The sequence below is a fragment of the Nocardia vinacea genome (genome assembly GCF_035920345.1).
GTDB classification, from domain to species: Bacteria; Actinomycetota; Actinomycetes; order Mycobacteriales; family Mycobacteriaceae; genus Nocardia; species Nocardia vinacea_A.
Genome location: NZ_CP109149.1, coordinates 6,945,181 through 6,960,310, shown reverse-complemented (window position 1 = coordinate 6,960,310; position 15,130 = coordinate 6,945,181). Strand labels below are relative to the sequence as shown.

14 protein-coding genes and 2 pseudogenes are annotated in these 15,130 nt (G+C 62.4%); 5 read left to right on the top strand and 11 right to left on the bottom strand.

Annotated elements, in window-relative coordinates; translation table 11 throughout:
* Positions 1 to 33: 33 nt before the first annotated feature.
* Genes OIE68_RS31755 through OIE68_RS31745 form a run of 3 tightly spaced genes read left to right on the top strand, consistent with a single transcriptional unit; the run spans position 34 to position 3,337 of the window.
* Entirely contained in the window at positions 34 to 342 is a 309-nt protein-coding gene (locus tag OIE68_RS31755) for a hypothetical protein (RefSeq protein WP_327094666.1), read from the top strand.
* The gene (locus tag OIE68_RS31750; protein ID WP_327094665.1) at positions 342 to 2,642 is read left to right on the top strand and encodes a hypothetical protein; all 2,301 of its coding nucleotides are present in this window, start codon (positions 342 to 344) and stop codon (positions 2,640 to 2,642) included. The genes OIE68_RS31755 and OIE68_RS31750 overlap by 1 nt, the downstream gene beginning before the upstream one ends.
* The gene (locus OIE68_RS31745; protein WP_327094664.1) at positions 2,639 to 3,337 is read left to right on the top strand and encodes a hypothetical protein; all 699 of its coding nucleotides are present in this window, start codon (positions 2,639 to 2,641) and stop codon (positions 3,335 to 3,337) included. The genes OIE68_RS31750 and OIE68_RS31745 overlap by 4 nt, the downstream gene beginning before the upstream one ends.
* A gap of 48 nt (positions 3,338 to 3,385) precedes the next feature.
* On the opposite strand, the gene OIE68_RS31740 is transcribed toward OIE68_RS31745, so the two are convergent.
* The 7 genes from OIE68_RS31740 to OIE68_RS31710 all read right to left on the bottom strand — a co-directional run bounded on the left by OIE68_RS31740 (position 3,386) and on the right by OIE68_RS31710 (position 7,153).
* Complete coding sequence (locus tag OIE68_RS31740) at positions 3,386 to 3,961, bottom strand: DUF3558 domain-containing protein (protein WP_327094663.1); 576 nt, start codon at positions 3,959 to 3,961, stop codon at positions 3,386 to 3,388.
* 23 nt (positions 3,962 to 3,984) lie between these two features.
* Positions 3,985 to 4,377 carry a hypothetical protein gene (locus OIE68_RS31735; RefSeq protein ID WP_327094662.1) on the bottom strand — a complete coding sequence of 131 codons (393 nt, stop codon included), beginning with the start codon at positions 4,375 to 4,377 and terminating at the stop codon, positions 3,985 to 3,987.
* A 152-nt stretch (positions 4,378 to 4,529) separates the two neighbouring features.
* Complete coding sequence (locus OIE68_RS31730) at positions 4,530 to 4,982, bottom strand: DUF4254 domain-containing protein (RefSeq protein ID WP_327094661.1); 453 nt, start codon at positions 4,980 to 4,982, stop codon at positions 4,530 to 4,532.
* Positions 4,983 to 5,196: 214 nt separating this feature from the next.
* A complete protein-coding gene (locus tag OIE68_RS31725; protein WP_327094660.1) occupies positions 5,197 to 5,394 on the bottom strand; it encodes a hypothetical protein in 198 nt (65 codons plus the stop codon).
* 2 nt (positions 5,395 to 5,396) lie between these two features.
* Positions 5,397 to 6,029 carry a hypothetical protein gene (locus OIE68_RS31720; protein WP_327094659.1) on the bottom strand — a complete coding sequence of 211 codons (633 nt, stop codon included), beginning with the start codon at positions 6,027 to 6,029 and terminating at the stop codon, positions 5,397 to 5,399.
* 287 nt (positions 6,030 to 6,316) lie between these two features.
* Positions 6,317 to 6,928 (bottom strand): hypothetical protein, encoded by a 612-nt coding sequence (locus OIE68_RS31715; protein ID WP_327094658.1) that lies wholly within the window; start codon positions 6,926 to 6,928, stop codon positions 6,317 to 6,319.
* A 6-nt stretch (positions 6,929 to 6,934) separates the two neighbouring features.
* Positions 6,935 to 7,153 (bottom strand): hypothetical protein, encoded by a 219-nt coding sequence (locus OIE68_RS31710; RefSeq protein WP_327094657.1) that lies wholly within the window; start codon positions 7,151 to 7,153, stop codon positions 6,935 to 6,937.
* Positions 7,154 to 7,452: 299 nt separating this feature from the next.
* On the opposite strand from OIE68_RS31710, the gene OIE68_RS31705 reads away from it, so the two are divergent.
* Positions 7,453 to 8,661, top strand: coding sequence for a helix-turn-helix transcriptional regulator (locus tag OIE68_RS31705; RefSeq protein ID WP_327094656.1), 1,209 nt, complete (start codon positions 7,453 to 7,455; stop codon positions 8,659 to 8,661).
* Positions 8,662 to 8,666: 5 nt separating this feature from the next.
* Here OIE68_RS31705 and OIE68_RS31700 read toward each other — a convergent pair whose 3' ends face one another.
* The 4 genes and pseudogenes from OIE68_RS31700 to OIE68_RS31685 all read right to left on the bottom strand — a co-directional run.
* Entirely contained in the window at positions 8,667 to 9,065 is a 399-nt protein-coding gene (locus OIE68_RS31700; RefSeq protein WP_327094655.1) for a YunG family protein, read from the bottom strand.
* 306 nt (positions 9,066 to 9,371) lie between these two features.
* Entirely contained in the window at positions 9,372 to 9,491 is a 120-nt protein-coding gene (locus OIE68_RS31695) for a DNA/RNA helicase domain-containing protein (RefSeq protein WP_327094654.1), read from the bottom strand.
* A 63-nt stretch (positions 9,492 to 9,554) separates the two neighbouring features.
* Positions 9,555 to 11,381 (bottom strand): annotated as a pseudogene (locus OIE68_RS31690) (IS481 family transposase).
* A 27-nt stretch (positions 11,382 to 11,408) separates the two neighbouring features.
* Positions 11,409 to 12,113: pseudogene (locus OIE68_RS31685) on the bottom strand (transposase); the annotation flags it as partial.
* 284 nt (positions 12,114 to 12,397) lie between these two features.
* Here OIE68_RS31685 and OIE68_RS31680 point away from each other — a divergent pair.
* Entirely contained in the window at positions 12,398 to 15,130 is a 2,733-nt protein-coding gene (locus OIE68_RS31680) for a hypothetical protein (protein ID WP_327094653.1), read from the top strand.

Here is a 15,130-nt window from a genome sequence, read left to right as displayed (position 1 = left end):
GTGGATACTTCGACGAAATAGGTAGGGGGGCAAATGCTGAAGGCCGATATCGATCAGTTGAATACGCTCGCGTCGGTACTCGACGGTGTCGGGAATGATATAGACAACCTCGAAGTGCGGACGGCGGCTGGATATCTCGCCGATGCGCTACCCGGGTGCGTGATTCCGCAGGCGTGTGCGCAGGCAGCTGAATTCGTGGAGGGCGCCTACCTTCGTGTGGCCGGACGTATGCGCCAGGTCGCGGTGCTCACCAGGGATTGCGCCAAGAACCTGAACATGACCGACACGGAGTTCGCTCGTCGGATGGACGAGGTTGACGTCACGTCCGTGGGGAGGCGCTGATGCCCACCCGCGATCAGGTGAAGCAGTGGAACCTCGGCGCGCTCCGTACCTGGGCGATGTTGTTGACCACCAAGAACAGCGACTGCCTGTCCTACCTTGACAAGACCAAAACTTACTTCTCCGATGTTCATGGTGACTGGTCGGGTGCGGCGTATGACGCTGCCTACAACAGGGTTCTCGAGGACCACGAGCAGGGCCGTAAACTAACCGTCGAGGTCGGTGATCTGGCGACGGTGTTGCCCCAAGCTGTCACCACACTCGAGTCTTATCGCAATGCGTTGCTCGGCAAGGTGGCCGATGCGGAGCATGCCGCTTTGACTGTCGACAACAGTTGGCGGGTTTCCGGTACTTCTGAGGAAGACGTCAATTCCCATCAGGGCCTTATCAACACCGCCTATTTCGCGCTGGACAACGCGGTTTCCGAGGTGGTCCGTCAGATCACCGAACAGGCCGACATCATTCGTTCGGCGGGTGATCTGCTTGGCTCGGGTCTGGATGTCAGCGCCGCCGAGGACGAGACCGGCAGACTCGGGCAACAGGACGGCAAGGCCCTCGCCGACTGGACCAATACCCCTGAGTCCCAACGCAATCCCGCTGTCCTCGACGAGATTGCGAGCAAGCTCCCGGCGCAGCCACTCACCGAAGCCGAACTGCAGACACTTGCTAATGGTGGTGAGGTCGACTCGCTGCCAGAGGAAGTGCAGAACTATTACCGCGAGTTCTACCAATCCGCAGGCAAAGACGGCGTCCTCGCACTGAGCGAACATCTCAAAGAGCAGGAAGAAGCAGGCAGCACCGTCGCTGCGGCGCAACGTGATTCGTTGGCCAATGGGCTCGCGGTCATCAGCAATGAGGACATCGGCACCGGTCGCAACGCGGACGGCAAGCTCACAGACGCTGGTAGCTATCAGCAGGTGCCCGCCGACATTCGCGAGCTCATCGAAGCCCGCCGATCGGATGACACCTGGCCAGGCACGGAGGAACACGGCCCGGCCTGGGCAAAGCAGAGGCATCACGAGCAGGCGTCACAATTGGCGGACCTCTTCGGCGAAACCAATCCCGGATATCAGCCTGGCACCGAGCTGGGCACTCAGCTCTACGAGAAGGCCTCGGACATGGTGTCGTACTCCGACGGAGGCCGGGGTCTCACCAGCATCAGCGAGAGCCAATACGACGGGACAGCGGCCGGCTTTGCCGAATTCGCCGGACGCAATGACGATGCCGCCTACAAGATTTGGTCCGGTGAGGGCATGCACGAGGGCTATGACGCGAAGGAGACGGTGCGCTCGCTGACCGGCTACGACTGGTCCGAGTCCGATAACGGGCGTGGTGCGGCGACTCTTATCGACCGGATCACTGAGGAATCGCAGCTTCCAGCCGATGATCTACGCGGTATCCGGGGGCGGCAGTCGCTGGCCGAGCTGGGGACGATGCTCGCTCCCGAGGACGACGACAAGGTTTGGGACCAGTCGAAGGAGAGCTTCGCCAACAACCCGGAACTCGCGACATCGGTGAGCAAGGCGATGGGGGCGAACCTCGACGCGGTGAGCACGTACGGACAGGCGAACGGTTTCACCCAAAGTGAGGTCCTGGACGGGCGAGTGACCTTGAATGCGGAGGAGGCCAATCGGCTGCTTCAGTTGGGTTCGTACTCCGAAGAAGGTCGGGTCAACCTCACCACTGCGGTCGAGCAGCATCGCATCGAGGAACTCACACGGGCGCTGGGAGGCGATTCGGGCAATGTGCCCAATGCGCTTGCTGGCAATGATGCTGGAACGCTATCGGGACGCGTGGACAACGCGATGTGGGACGCCCTGACCGACCAAGACCAAAAGAAGGGCGACGAAGCGGAGAATCCACAGGACGCGTTGTACAAGGCCAAAATGTTGGGCGCGTCGATCGCGGGTCAACTCGCCGACGAAGGGGTCGGCAAGATCCCCGGCGCCGAGACCGCCGCCGGACTTACCGGAATCGAGGTCGGCGACACGGTCGAAGACAAGGTGCAGGAATGGCTCGGCAAGCCCGAGTACGAGTACATGGAACGTCCGAGCGAAGCGGTCCTGAAAGCGGAGGCCACCAATAGTGCGCATCAGGCGATCCTGAACGCCGCGTACGAGGCCGGGCAGCTGCCACCAGAGTTGCAGACTAATGGCGGGCCGATTGACATCGACACTGTTCACGGAGACGGCACCTTGAACCGAAGCTTCACTCAATTTCTTTCATCGCATGGGCTGCATCAGTACGTCACCGACTACGGTCAGTCCTACGCGATCGACCTCGGCCAACAAGGGGGATCGTGACTCGTTCGACGGTAAAGACCACCACCATTGTTCTTCTCACAGCAGTGGTGGCCATGGCGTGCGGAAATCCTGCGTCCAACGATCCCGCCACTACGCCAACTACCACCGCTTTGCCTTTTCCGTATCCTCCACTGAAGTTCTACACCGAGATAGCGGTGCCATTGGAAGCACCACTGCACTCTGCGGCCGAATTCGCGCTAACGATGGAGGCCGACGATCTCCGCTTACTCGATCCCAGGGTCGCCGACAGCATCCGGCCAACCTTTCTCAGCAAAGCAGCACCCGAAGCCTACGAATACTTTGAACCATTTCAGTCGCCTGACTTCGTAAACGACACGGGCGGGCAGACACTCCGAGTCGTCGGTGCGCAGGACCAGGTTGACCAAACGGTCGAGGTGTCGATATGCATCTACAACAGCCCCGGCCAATACACGCTGTATAAAGATGGGCACATCGGCGGACCGATGGACACCCCGTATCCTTACGTGCTTCGGCGCACGCGGGTGCAGTGGACAGACCGTGCTGCCGCCGACGGATCAGTCGCAGCCGGTCCGCGGTGGCTGTGGGTGAACAACGGAGTTGATTTGAAGATGACCAACGAGGTCAGATCGTCGGTGTGTGAGCCGTTCAAGCCGGACCCGTTCGTCCAGAAGATGCCGGATCCGACCACACCGATACCAACCCCCACACGCTGATCGTCAAGGACACACGATCCCATCGAAGCCGATGGACTGATGCCTGACTCAGCGGTCACCGATCGCTGACTCGATGGACTCAGCGATCTCGTTGATTCGATCACAGGGGCGCTCGCTGGTAGAGGCTCCGTTGACGGTTTTACCAACATCGATCGTGCCCCACGAGGATGTCATCGTCACATAGCATGCCTCAGCATTTGTTTTGCTATATGTAATTGCGTCGCGCCCGTTGACCTTAATATCTTTCGCATTGCTGGCTTCGCGACTTCTGAATTCGTCCAACGCCAGATTTGTTGCCGATATCGTGAGAAAGCTCGTCGTGACGTTCTGTCCGCGGACTTGCTCCTTGTGCGCGAACTTGCATCCAATAAATGAGTATGTGTCATGTATTTGATCGGCGCGCTGTCGAGTATTCGGATCAAATCCGATATTGGAAATGGTCTTGTCATCTAGCTGTCGACAGGGGTCGTACTCGACGGTGCCACGTCCTTTGTTTACCTGGCTAGGCGCAGGCGAGACCGAGATGGAAAGGCTTGGTTGAGTTGATGTGGCCGTATTATCGACCGAATTGTTGTCTGGCGAATTGCTTCCGCACGCGGATACCATTACCGTGATAACACTCAAGTGTAGCGCTGCCCGAGAGGCGATCACGATGCAGCACCGTCCAATCCTGCGTTCTGCGCGGCGAAACGTAATGTGTCTGCGTTTCGCTGGTCGGCATCGCTGATCTGCCCGGCCGCTCGCAGATATGCCTCTTGTAGCTTCATCGCACCCTCGATCAACTGATTGATTACGTTGATCCCCTCTGCAGCTTTGTTCGAGAAGCCGCGCTGCAGCTGCCGCCCCGACTCGAAGCCCCCGAAGCCGCTGGCCTGAGCTGCTCCTTGTAGTCGGTCGCGAATGGTGAACAGTCCGCTGATCATCTGCTCATACAGGCCGACAGCCTGAGCGACAGCTGCTGGGTCGAATCTGATAGCCCCGGCACCCGCAGCGGTGTTGAATGCCGCTATCTCAGCTCGGCCGTAGTCGACATCAACCATGGTCACTCAACCCCCAAGTCCCTGTCCTCGCTGTGCGAGGGTAACAGCTGCGTGGCACCCGATGCTTGATATGCACTGCGATCCCGGCGAAGCGCTCGCTGCGGGGCAACCATCGCCTGAACTGCGCCGCCGCACCGCGCCCGATCACATGATTACAGGTCAGCTCGCCCATCCGGTGGTTCAGTCGAATCTCCTTCCGTCGCAGGGAATGAGAAGTTCGGCAGTCGGCGGGTTCCCGCCGAGATCTCGAAGCACAAATCGCTGTAGGCGACGGAAAGCTCGGTGAGGCGACGCTGGGCATAACGCAACTGCAGCGAGGGAATACTCGGCTCGGATGCGGCACGGGCATCGACCGAGAACTCGGCGAGGCGATCGATCACCATGCCGACGGTCTCGGTGTGCAGGTACGCGGCGTCATAGACCGGGCGCTTGGCCGATGTCACCCAATCATCGATCCGGCCCACCAGTCGAGCGCGTTCGCCGTCGATCGCGCCGACATTAGCGTTCCCTTCCGACCGGGCTTCGTGCAGGCTGGCCAGCTCGTAGGCGGCGCGCAGGACCGGATGCTCGATAGCTACAGTCCCGGCGCATGCTTGCAGAACCATGTCTTTGGAAGGCAGCGGCGTCCTCATGACCGCCTCGCCCGGCAAGTCCGGAGACGCGGGCGATAACCGAGACGCAAATCTGTAAGTCGTTGGCGCTGTGCATATTTGATCCACAATCTGTCGTCGGAAGTCATACGTTGCTCCGTCCAGGACATATCTTGACGCAGTCCATGCCCGAATGTTGTTGGCGTGGAATCAATTTCCGGGGCGAACATCAGGCGTCGCTTGCTTTCATCAGGAACACCGCGACCTGCAGGTGTACGAAGCAGTCGTCGGGCCGGTGCGTTGCGTGGATACGTTGCAGCTGCACTGCCCGCGCGACGGTCAGCTCCATGAGATGGACATGACACCAGCGCTCGGCCAACGTGCCGTCCGCCGCGACGAACTCCTTGCGCTGGGGCGGATCTGGCATCGTCACTGCTCTGTGTAGCTGGCGGCGGTGTCACTGCCGCTAGCCGCGGTAGGGGGTTGCCCGTGCACATCTTCGGTGCCATCCGGTCGCACCGTCCGGGGCGGCAGAGCATCATCGGTGGCTTTGTCTGGCAGACGAACTCCTCCAGCCCTGACATCGGTGACCAGCTGGTCGAATGCCTCGATGTGGCAGGACAGCATGTACGCATCACGTTCGCCGTGCTCGGGATCGTTTCGGCGCAGGGTGTAGAGCAGGTATTTCCAGGCCAGCCAATGCACCATTTCGGCGTACGACGAGGGAGCGAGCGGAGCGCTGGGCTGGACCGCGATCTTCTTCGTGTGTCCTTCGGCTTCGTGGTCGATCAGGAAGGTCAGGATGGACAGTTGTTCGTGGACGACATCGGGAATATCCCGGCGGTGTTCGTAGATCATGCGCAGGATGCCGATGTACTGCTGGGCGCAGCGCAGCATCACCGTCGTCGGTTCTTCTGTTCCGGCGAAGATCCGCAGGAAGGGTCCGGCATCGGGTAGCGGCTGATCGGGTTGGGTCTCGACGGGTGGCGGTGAAAAGGAGGCTGGCGTGCTCGGGGAGGTGCCGAGCGCGACGTGGCCTGTCGGCTGGCGGTCCAGTGGCATGAGGGAGTGGCCCTTCAGATTTCGACTGTGGATGGTCCGCGCGGTGGTTGCGCCCGCTGAGTGAGGGACGTCAGTCCCACAGCGCTGCACATGGCAGCGGTGGTAGGTCGGCAGCTACGTGGTTGTCGACCGTGACGGTGAACTCTGGAAAGCCTTGGGCCAGTTCGGCGGCTTGCTCGGCCGAGGCAGTGAAATCCAGTTTCAGCGCACCGGATTCGATGTGAATGTGGCGGGATGCGACGCGGTGGACGTGGTGCTCGGACGGGCCGAAGCCGTGCCATCACCGATCACCGCCCGAGCACGAGTTGCTGGCCGGATTCGATCGCGGCCACCAGGCAGTCGTAGCCCTGACACAACTGTGCCAACCGGGTTGCCTCGGGCGGCTCCTCGTCGGTCGCAACGGCGGCGAGTACCAACCCCCAGAGGTCGGCCATCCGAGCAACCAGCGCCCCGATGCTTTCGGTCTGCACGACCATGACCGGAGTGCCTTCCGGCACGCCGGTGATCGGGACTGGTGGAGGGGGCGAGGGTGGTGCGATTACCGGTCGCTTTTGGCGGTGGTCGACCGCATCGTCGATGACGGCGATCAGGGTCTCGATAGCCTCGCGCGCCGAAACCAGCTGCGAGGCAGCCTGTTTAAGTTTGCGATGGCCGGTCTGTTCGTCTGCGAGAGACAGTAGTGCGTGTCGATATTGTCGCTGGCAGGCCACCAGATCGACTGCCGCGTCGACGATGTCACTGCCCTGCAGCGGCCGTAGCCCGGCGAAGGCCGCCAGCAATACCTCACTCGACGGCAATGCCGTCACTGGTGCCCATGTCGGGGTCGTCTCACTTGGAGTGTCGTCCGTGGCGTTCGGGGGACACTCCTGCCGTGCGTCGTTCTCATGCATGCTGGTCACGGCCGATCACCGCGGCTTACTCGTGGACAGCACCATCTGGCCGGCTTCGACCAGCGTGTCGAGCGCGGACGCTTTCCGCGGGCAGTTCTTGGCCCGGCAGGCGAGATGGATCTGAACGACTTCGTGGGCTTGGGCGGGAGTGAACGGCACCATCGGTGCGGCGTGCGCCGCAGCGTCGCACAGCGCGATGAGTTGGTACATGGCAAGGGAATTGGCGGTGGCCATCGTCTTTGGCATCTCCTGGTCGGCGGGCTCGATCGGAGGTGCCCGGCACCGGGGGCTTTCGCCACCGGCCTGCCACTCTGGCGGGCCGGTGCGCCGGACAAGGGGTACGGCGTCGGCCCGGTGCCGGGTACCAGGGCTGACCGTAGGGCCGCAAAACCGGTTATTTCCCGCTCAAATGGGGAGTCGTTTTAAAACATACGGAAATCGGTATAAAGTCCGTATGGGCGTGAAAACGCTTGATAGTCAATGCCGATCCGCCATAACCATGAACGCAACATGATGTAGCGGGGAGCCCGACGATGCACATGACGACCGGTGAGACGATCCGACGGATACGCAAATCCATCGGTATGACACAGGCGGAACTCGGCGCACTCCTGCACTTCACGCAGCCCGCTGTCTCGCAGCTGGAGCATGATGGCCCGGCCGTTTATGATGTGCGCGTTCTCCGCCGGGTGGCGAAAGCTCTGCAGGTGCCGCTCGCAATATTGGTGGTGGAGTCGGATGAGGAGGCGGAGGTGAACCGACGCCAATTTTTCAAATCAGGGGCGGTCGGAGTTGGTACTGCTATGGCGGCAGATAGACGACAGATCCCTCCGCCGGTTTCCGCAGGAGTCAGGCTTGGCCAAACGGACGTCGAGCGAATCACCAAGAGCGTCAATCAGATCCACGAGCTTCAGCTGATAGCTGGTGGTGATCGGTTGTGCGAGGTCGCCGCCAACGAAGTGCGGTATGTCGAACAGCTGCTGGATCTGGGTAGCTACAGCGACGAGGTCGGTAAGGCCCTGACCGGCACCGGTGCCGAGATGATGACTGCTGCAGGATGGGTCCACTACGACGCCGGCCGCTGGGGCGACGCGAGACGCTATTACGCCGATGCCGTTCAGGCCGCTACGGCTGCGGGTGAAGGTACCGCTGCTGCTCACGCGTGGATCAATGCCTGCCTGTTGTCATATCGCGAGGGTTCGCGGCCCAGAGAAGGGGTCCAGTTGGCTGAAGCCGCGCAGCTTGCGGCTAGGAGGCAGGGTGGCCCGAAGCTGCGGGCGCTGGCAGCCATCCGCGAGGCCGAAGCGCACAGCGCGATTGGCGATCGTGCCGCTATGGAGGCAGCAGTGAGTCGGGCGCACCGCGCGTACGACTCGACCAGGGGGCAGGATCCCGCCTATCTGGCGCATTTGCCTGAAGCGCAGCTCAGTGGTTTGACCGGGCTGGCCTTCATGCGCCTCGGCAATCATCAGTCAGCAACGACCTATCTGCAGGCGGCCATAGGCGGCACGGCGGTATATCCTCGTGAACGTACTGCTTGGCAGATCCGTTTGGCGCAGAACTTCATTCGGGCCGGGGACGTTGCCGAGGGATGTGTCGTGTTGACCGACAACTTTGAGGACATCGCTAAGGTTGCGTCGACCCGCCTTCAAAGAACACTTCACGAGATCGCTGATAATCTGCGACCGTATTCATCGGTACCTGAGGCTGGGGGCTTCCTTGGTATGTGGACGGCCCGCTGATACCGCTAATCTCTCTCGCGAAGATATCTGGCAACTCGTCTAGTCAGCAGTGCATATCTTTGTCTCGTGCTCTCGTACGACAGGCAGTACTCGCGGGTTGATGCGAAGCCTTTCCTTTTCGGTTCTGGCTTAGAAAACCGTGTTGTATCCGGAAACTGCTGCCGGGTGAGGTCGACGATGCCGCCATCGACGAGGTTAAAATAATGCGAGACTGTTTCACCGCTGGGCAGGGTGGCAGTCGTATTGAGAATCTCGCCACCGAGGTAGTCCTGGACCACACACGCAGTGACAGCGCACTGTCCCTTTGCGCGGTTGGCTTCCGTCCAGCCCGAGGCTGCACTCGTATCCACTGACCACGACTGTTCCAGTGCAGCTCGGAGGGCCTCAATGGCGACCGTGCCCATGCTCGGAGAGTACCAAGTGGCTGGTGGCGCTCGCCGAAAGCCATGATGGAGCCGAGTAGAATCTCGGTGATCCGAGTGCTGAATCCCGATATCGAGCAGGCAGTTTGACGTACCGACAGGTGGGTCAGCACAAATCTGACGCGCCACAACCCCCTGAAGATCGGTGGTGGGTTGGACACCAGTGCGGGTCAGTGGGTGAGTGGATTGCTGGCGCCGGCGGGGTGACCGGTCGGACATTGAGCTCGTTTCGAGGTAGTGCCTGGTTGCTCCAGCAGTGGATGCGGTCAGGCTTCGAGCGGTGGTCGGTTATACGAGGGAATCGGCCAGACCGAAGGTGAACTCCTGGATTTCTGGGTCGACCGCGTAGAGGACCACCCCTTGCATCCCTCGGGTCAGCAAGACCTTGTACGTGTCGCGGATGCGCATGTCGAAATCGGTGAGGTCTCAGGACCTGGTTGATGCGAGACGCTCAGGACCTGCTTGAAGGTCTCAGGACGTATTGAATGTGGCGGTCAGATTTGGGGCGTGGATCTTGGCTTTCCATAGGCGGATTGGGTGATCGCTGGTGCGTGGGTGCAGGCCGAGTTCGGCACCGTCGCAGGTGACCCGGAAGTGTGTGTCCTCGACGTGGATGGTGACGATCCGGCCCGCGTGGCTGCGTCCGATTCGCAGGGACTGGCGGGCCACCATGACAACCCCGTCGGTTGAGATTTTGCGTTAGACGCTGATCGGTCCAGGTGGCCGGTGGCGGAATCGGAGCCGTGGCCAGAGGGGCGCCACACAGCTTTCGGCGATCGTCGGCAGGGATCGGTGAGGGCAGAGTTTTGGCGAGGATACCGTCGCTGACGATGTGGGCGAGGTGCCCGTTCAGTCTCACGGTGATCTTCCTGCGGGACAGTTCGGCGCCGACCTTCAGGTCGTATTTGACCAGGCCGACCCTGCCGTTCTCGTCGACGACTCGGTCGACCTCAACCACGGCACCCGGGGAGTGTTTCGATTCGTGCAGCCGAAGCCGCCGCTGATGGCGGTCCTGCGGGTCTGGCTCCGCGCATCCGAAGCTCCTGCAGCTCTTCGGCGCCGAGGTTCGGCGGAACGGTTCTGACCAGCTTGCCGTCGATGAGGATGTGGATGCTGTGCTCGTCGGCGCACACGTGTGCGATCCGGCCCGCGAGGCTCGCGCTGACCTTTGCACGCTGCATCGGAGAGAGCACGGCGATCTGCCCGCTGGGCGCGATAACGGTGTCGAACTCGACGGCTCCTGCCGACGACAGCACGATCAAGCCGGATCCCTCTGCTGCGGAGGGCTATTCGCGGTGAGATGAGGTTGGTTCGGCGCGATGTTCGTGTGGTAACGGATCCATGCGGCCGCTGACCGCGAGTGGCTCGGGTTGCGCGTTGGGGCGGAACAGGATGGCGGGTGTCGCCATGTCTAGTGGCTGGTGCGGGCGCGAATGGTTGTGAACCCACGCGCTGATCGCCGCTTGCGCTGTCGGCAGATCCGCGAACGGCTCCGATGGGTCGAGCAGCTCGCGGCGCAGTGTCTGATGCCAACGCTCGATCTTGCCTGTGGCTGTCGGCGAGAACGGGTTGGTCAGCCGCGCCGTGATGCCGTTCTCGCGGCAGACCCGCTCGAAAAGCACCTCGGCCGGACGGGGTTTGGGGAAGCGGCCGGTGAATTGTTTTCCGTTGTCGGTCAGCACTTCCGCGGGCACCCCGTAGATCCGCATCGCCTTCAGGAACGCCTCGGCGACCGCCTGCCCGGACGGCACCGCGAGTACCGCAGCAACTACAACGAACCGAGAATGATCATCGATCCCAGTCAGCATCTTGCACTCACGACCGTCCTTGAGGAACAGCCCGCCAACCAGGTCCAGCTGCCACAAATGCATAGGTGCCTCACGCTGCCACCGCTTGTACTTGCGTCGATGTTGCTGCTCCTGGCGGCGAACCAGGCCATTGCGAACCAGAACACGATGAACCGTCGCCCGCGACGGCGCCCCAGCCACCCCAGATCGCGCCAGCTCGAACGCAATTCGGCGAGCACCCAGCGTGGATGCACTCGCCGCATCTCACACACCAGCGCTTCGACCTCCGCCGAAACCCGGGTCGGACTCGTCCGGCCGGCTCGACACCTCGCGCAGCGCCTCGATCCTGCCCGTCTGGTACTTGGCCTTTCCAGTTGTAACCCGACTGCCGTGACACCCTGTACCGCACGGCCACCTCACTGACCGCGGACCCATCCAACACCTCCAGCACAGCACGAAAACGTTGCTCTACCAACCAATCCCGCTCATCAGACGACCCGGCACTCGGCACGGCCAGTCAGCATCGCCCCACGCAGCGGACTTGTCGATCGGCTCGCTTGCGCTGGTAGAAGGTTCGCGACGGGTCTTCGGCGCGGATCGCGGACAGGGCGGTCAAATAGAACACCCGTCGTAGCCGCCGATTGAACCGCTTGGGCCTGTGCAGGTTGCCGGAGACACGGCCGGAATCACGAGGCACCGGAACCAGAGCGGCATAGGACGCCGAGCGACCCGACGTCGAGAACGCTGCCAGGTCACCGCCTATGGCCACCAGGAATTCCGAGCCCAGATGAGAGCGCATGCCCGGCATCGACTCGATGATCGATGCGTGCGGATGCACGACGGAAGACAGCAGCGATCTGCTTGTCGAGGTCTTTGATCTCGCGATCGAGATCGAGAAGCTTGGTTGCCGACCGCTTGGTCAAAGCCGCGGGCGCCGCTTCGGCGGGAACCGTGACGTTCTGCTCGCCGGCCGCAGACACCGCAGCTGCGGCGATCCTCTCGATCCCGTTCGTCCACGCCTTGTTCTCGGCGAGAAACGCTGCCACACCATTGATTCCGGCTTCTCGGATCTCGGCGGGGGTGCACAACCCCGACATCAGAATCAGCGGTGACCGCGCCGAATAGTTGAACGGCTGCCTCCAGCGTCGGGAAGATCGACGCGAGCATGGCCCGCAGCCGGTTCACCCCTGCTACCCAGTCGCCCCATCAGATCGGCTCGATAGGCCGACAATCCGGTCAAATCGAAAAGCTCAGCGGCCACGGATATTCCGCGGCGCGGCGGTATGCGTCGACGAATGCAACCGTGCAGGGGTTGTGGTCCACTGATGGTGACCCAATCGATCACACCACGCGAGGTTCTCCGGATTCTGTCGGACGCCGTCGATAGTGTGTCAGATGGTTGGGCTCCACGATGGCGGCCCATGTAGCGAACCCGAGGAGTGCAGCCGTGTGTTCGACCACTGACATCGTCGTGATGTTGGCTGCGGCGTCTGCAGCGGTTTGCGTGGGTCGCATCAGGAGGGGCGCTTGTCGTCGAAAGTAACTGGCGGCGCAAGCAGCGCCGTCGCCGCATCGTCACACGCAGCGTGCGCGCGGTTCCGCGGCACCGACCCTCTGATCACTGGCGTCACGCGACGCAAACTCGCCGAACAGGTCGGCCACTCCAAAGGACCTCAGAGCACCATCCCGTTGCTGCGTTGGATGCGCGCGATGGCGTTCGAGCGGCTCATCCGCGACAAGCGATTTGCGTCCGAGGTGGTCACCGTCTCCGTCGGCGCCCTTGGCTTGAAACGGCCGAAGGCGGTCGTCGTGGCCGACGCGCACATCGACGCAGCCAAGACAGCATCCATCCTGGAACAGGCGCACAACGCTGCCATCGCGTACGGAAACGCCACACTGATCCACCAGTTGGCCGTCCCGTTCCTCGGGCTCGAAGGCGAGAACGCCACCGACACCCGCCCTGACTTCGCGGTGGTCGCACCCAAGGTTCCGGACAAGAGGGGCGAGGTTGACGGGTCTTGGCTGATCGTCGGCGACGCCAAGGACTACCAGCGGGTTCGCTCCGAGATCGACGACGGCCGTCTCCTCAAAGGCTTCCTGCAGGTCGCCCTTGGTGCTGAGTCCGCCGCAGCGTGGACGAGGATACCCGCCAAAATGGATGTTCATAGATTCGGCATGCTCGCCGTGCCGCGCAACGCCTCACTGTCTCCGACGGCAGTGATCGAGAACTTGACCGACCACCGCGAAGAGGTCCGCATGCGCGTCCAAGAACGCGCTTCAGAAGTGGCCAGGTTCCCGACGGACATCGGCGCCAACCTGCCAGCTCATCTGGCCCACCTACAGGCAACTTACTCCCCGGACAATTGCCCTAGCTGCGACATGTTCATGTACTGCCGTGCCGAGCTGCAGAAGTCGACCGACCCGACCGACCTGCTGATTGAACTCGGGGTCAAGCCGGAAGTCCGGGCACAGGCCGTCGGTCTGGTCGACGGCGTCACGCCCGTCGGCATGGTCGCGAACTCAGTCCGCCAGCAGATCCAGGCGACGCTCACGGGAACCGGCATGCTGTCCGGTCAGCGGCGCCTCGACCCCATCGGGCAGCCCGGCACGGTCAACGTGGTGCTGGCCAAGTCGGACGGCGCGGCCCTCGGTGTCTACGGCATCGCCGTCCAGCGCGTCACGAAGGACGCTGTCGAACCCTGGCACGTAGAGGTTTGCGATGACCCAGACGGCGATGCAACCCGGCGATCGATCGTGAAGCTCCTCGGCAGGGAGCTCAACAAGTCCATCACGGAGCAACTCAAGGCAAACGCCGAGGATCCTGCTCCTATCCATCTCGTCGTCCCCGACTCGACGACCGCCGACATCCTAGTGTCGATCGCCGACAGCGTGGCTGGCAAAGAACTCTCCCGGGTGCGCTGGGAGCGCGACAAGCAGCAGGGTCGCCCAGCGCTTACCTACAACGGCGAGCCGGCCGTCGTCCCATCCCGCCTTCCGGAGAAAGACCGGGTGGCCGTCTCGTTCCTGTTGGAGCAGGACCGAACGCGGACCATGAAGGTTCGCTCAACGATCGTCGACTTACGGGCGGCGCTCGCGTCGCTCGTGACGGCCGGCGGCCCGACCGTCAACTCGCTTCGTCTCGACTACCTCGCGCCGTGGGCTGACCCGAGCGAACTTCTGATCGACCACCGCGCTCTCGAAGAGTTGGTCGAGAAGTCGGACCACGCGGTCGGTGCGCAACTGACACCCCTCCAGTCCAACGCGATTCACGAGGCGTTTACAGGCGACAAGCCCGGGCTTCCGCGGCCGGCGAAGCCGGGCGTTTACAATGACCTGATCCGCGCCGAACTCGCCTACAAGATCGACGTGTTCGACAAGGCGTTCTCGATCCTCCAGGCTGAGTTCAAGCTGTCGAAGATGCAGCCGGCTGTGCGCATCGTGGAGGCCGACGCCCAGCGCGTCTGGCGTCGACGCCTCAACTTGCATGCGTTCGACCTCGTCCGGTTCGGTCGCACCACCCGCTGGTGGCGCAACGACGCGGTGCCGCTGCTCGAAGCGGACGACAAGTTCGACGCACAAGTGACCGTCCTGACGAACCCGCTCGCCGCCTACGACGCTGCCCAGGACGCGGGCACCAGACAACTCGCACTGGCTCGCGTCGTTATCGACGACCCGCTTACCCTCGAAGTCGACTCCCGTCGCATTGGCGACGAGTCGCGCATCGTGGCGCTCCACTTGAACGGCTACGCCCTAGTAGAGGCCGAGGACGTGACCCTCCAGGCCCAGAAGGGCAGCTTCAAGGTCTCCCATATGCCCATCGGCGAGCTCGCGGCCACCGGGGCACCGCTTCGCCATTACACATGGGCACCCCACCACGACCCTGGGTTCGCCGTCGGCGACGAGTTGATCGTCGCAGACTTCTCGTGGTTCTCCACCAACAAGGGCGACGTGTGGCTGAATGTGGAGAAGCCGAGCGTCGACTCGTCGTCCGCGCCGAAGCAGACATGCACACCCGACTCGTTTATCGACGCCCCCGCAAACCACCAGTGGTGCTGCAAGCCTCACGAGACGTCGGAGGCCGAGTGGTCTGACATTCTTGCAGGCCGCCGCGCTCGCGGTGAGCTCAACCCGCAGGTGTGGCCGCCGGTGATCGACTCGGACGCGTTCGATGTCAACGCCGCTGACGAGAGCCTGCCCAACCCGGCCGACCGGCCGGCCGAGCAACCGCCCGAGGACCTGACGATGGACGACGTGGAGTAG

What these genes read in the sequence shown, in the direction of transcription:
- OIE68_RS31695 (WP_327094654.1), bottom strand. Translation starts at nt 9,491, where the DNA reads ATGCGCATCCGCGACACGTACAAGGTCTTGCTGACCCGAGGGATGCAA.
- OIE68_RS31735 (WP_327094662.1), bottom strand. Translation starts at nt 4,377, where the DNA reads ATGGTTGATGTCGACTACGGCCGAGCTGAGATAGCGGCATTCAACACC.
- OIE68_RS31730 (WP_327094661.1), bottom strand. Translation starts at nt 4,982, where the DNA reads ATGGTTCTGCAAGCATGCGCCGGGACTGTAGCTATCGAGCATCCGGTC.
- OIE68_RS31725 (WP_327094660.1), bottom strand. Translation starts at nt 5,394, where the DNA reads ATGCCAGATCCGCCCCAGCGCAAGGAGTTCGTCGCGGCGGACGGCACG.
- OIE68_RS31700 (WP_327094655.1), bottom strand. Translation starts at nt 9,065, where the DNA reads ATGGGCACGGTCGCCATTGAGGCCCTCCGAGCTGCACTGGAACAGTCG.
- OIE68_RS31750 (WP_327094665.1), top strand. Translation starts at nt 342, where the DNA reads ATGCCCACCCGCGATCAGGTGAAGCAGTGGAACCTCGGCGCGCTCCGT.
- OIE68_RS31720 (WP_327094659.1), bottom strand. Translation starts at nt 6,029, where the DNA reads ATGCCACTGGACCGCCAGCCGACAGGCCACGTCGCGCTCGGCACCTCC.
- OIE68_RS31755 (WP_327094666.1), top strand. Translation starts at nt 34, where the DNA reads ATGCTGAAGGCCGATATCGATCAGTTGAATACGCTCGCGTCGGTACTC.
- OIE68_RS31705 (WP_327094656.1), top strand. Translation starts at nt 7,453, where the DNA reads ATGCACATGACGACCGGTGAGACGATCCGACGGATACGCAAATCCATC.
- OIE68_RS31710 (WP_327094657.1), bottom strand. Translation starts at nt 7,153, where the DNA reads ATGGCCACCGCCAATTCCCTTGCCATGTACCAACTCATCGCGCTGTGC.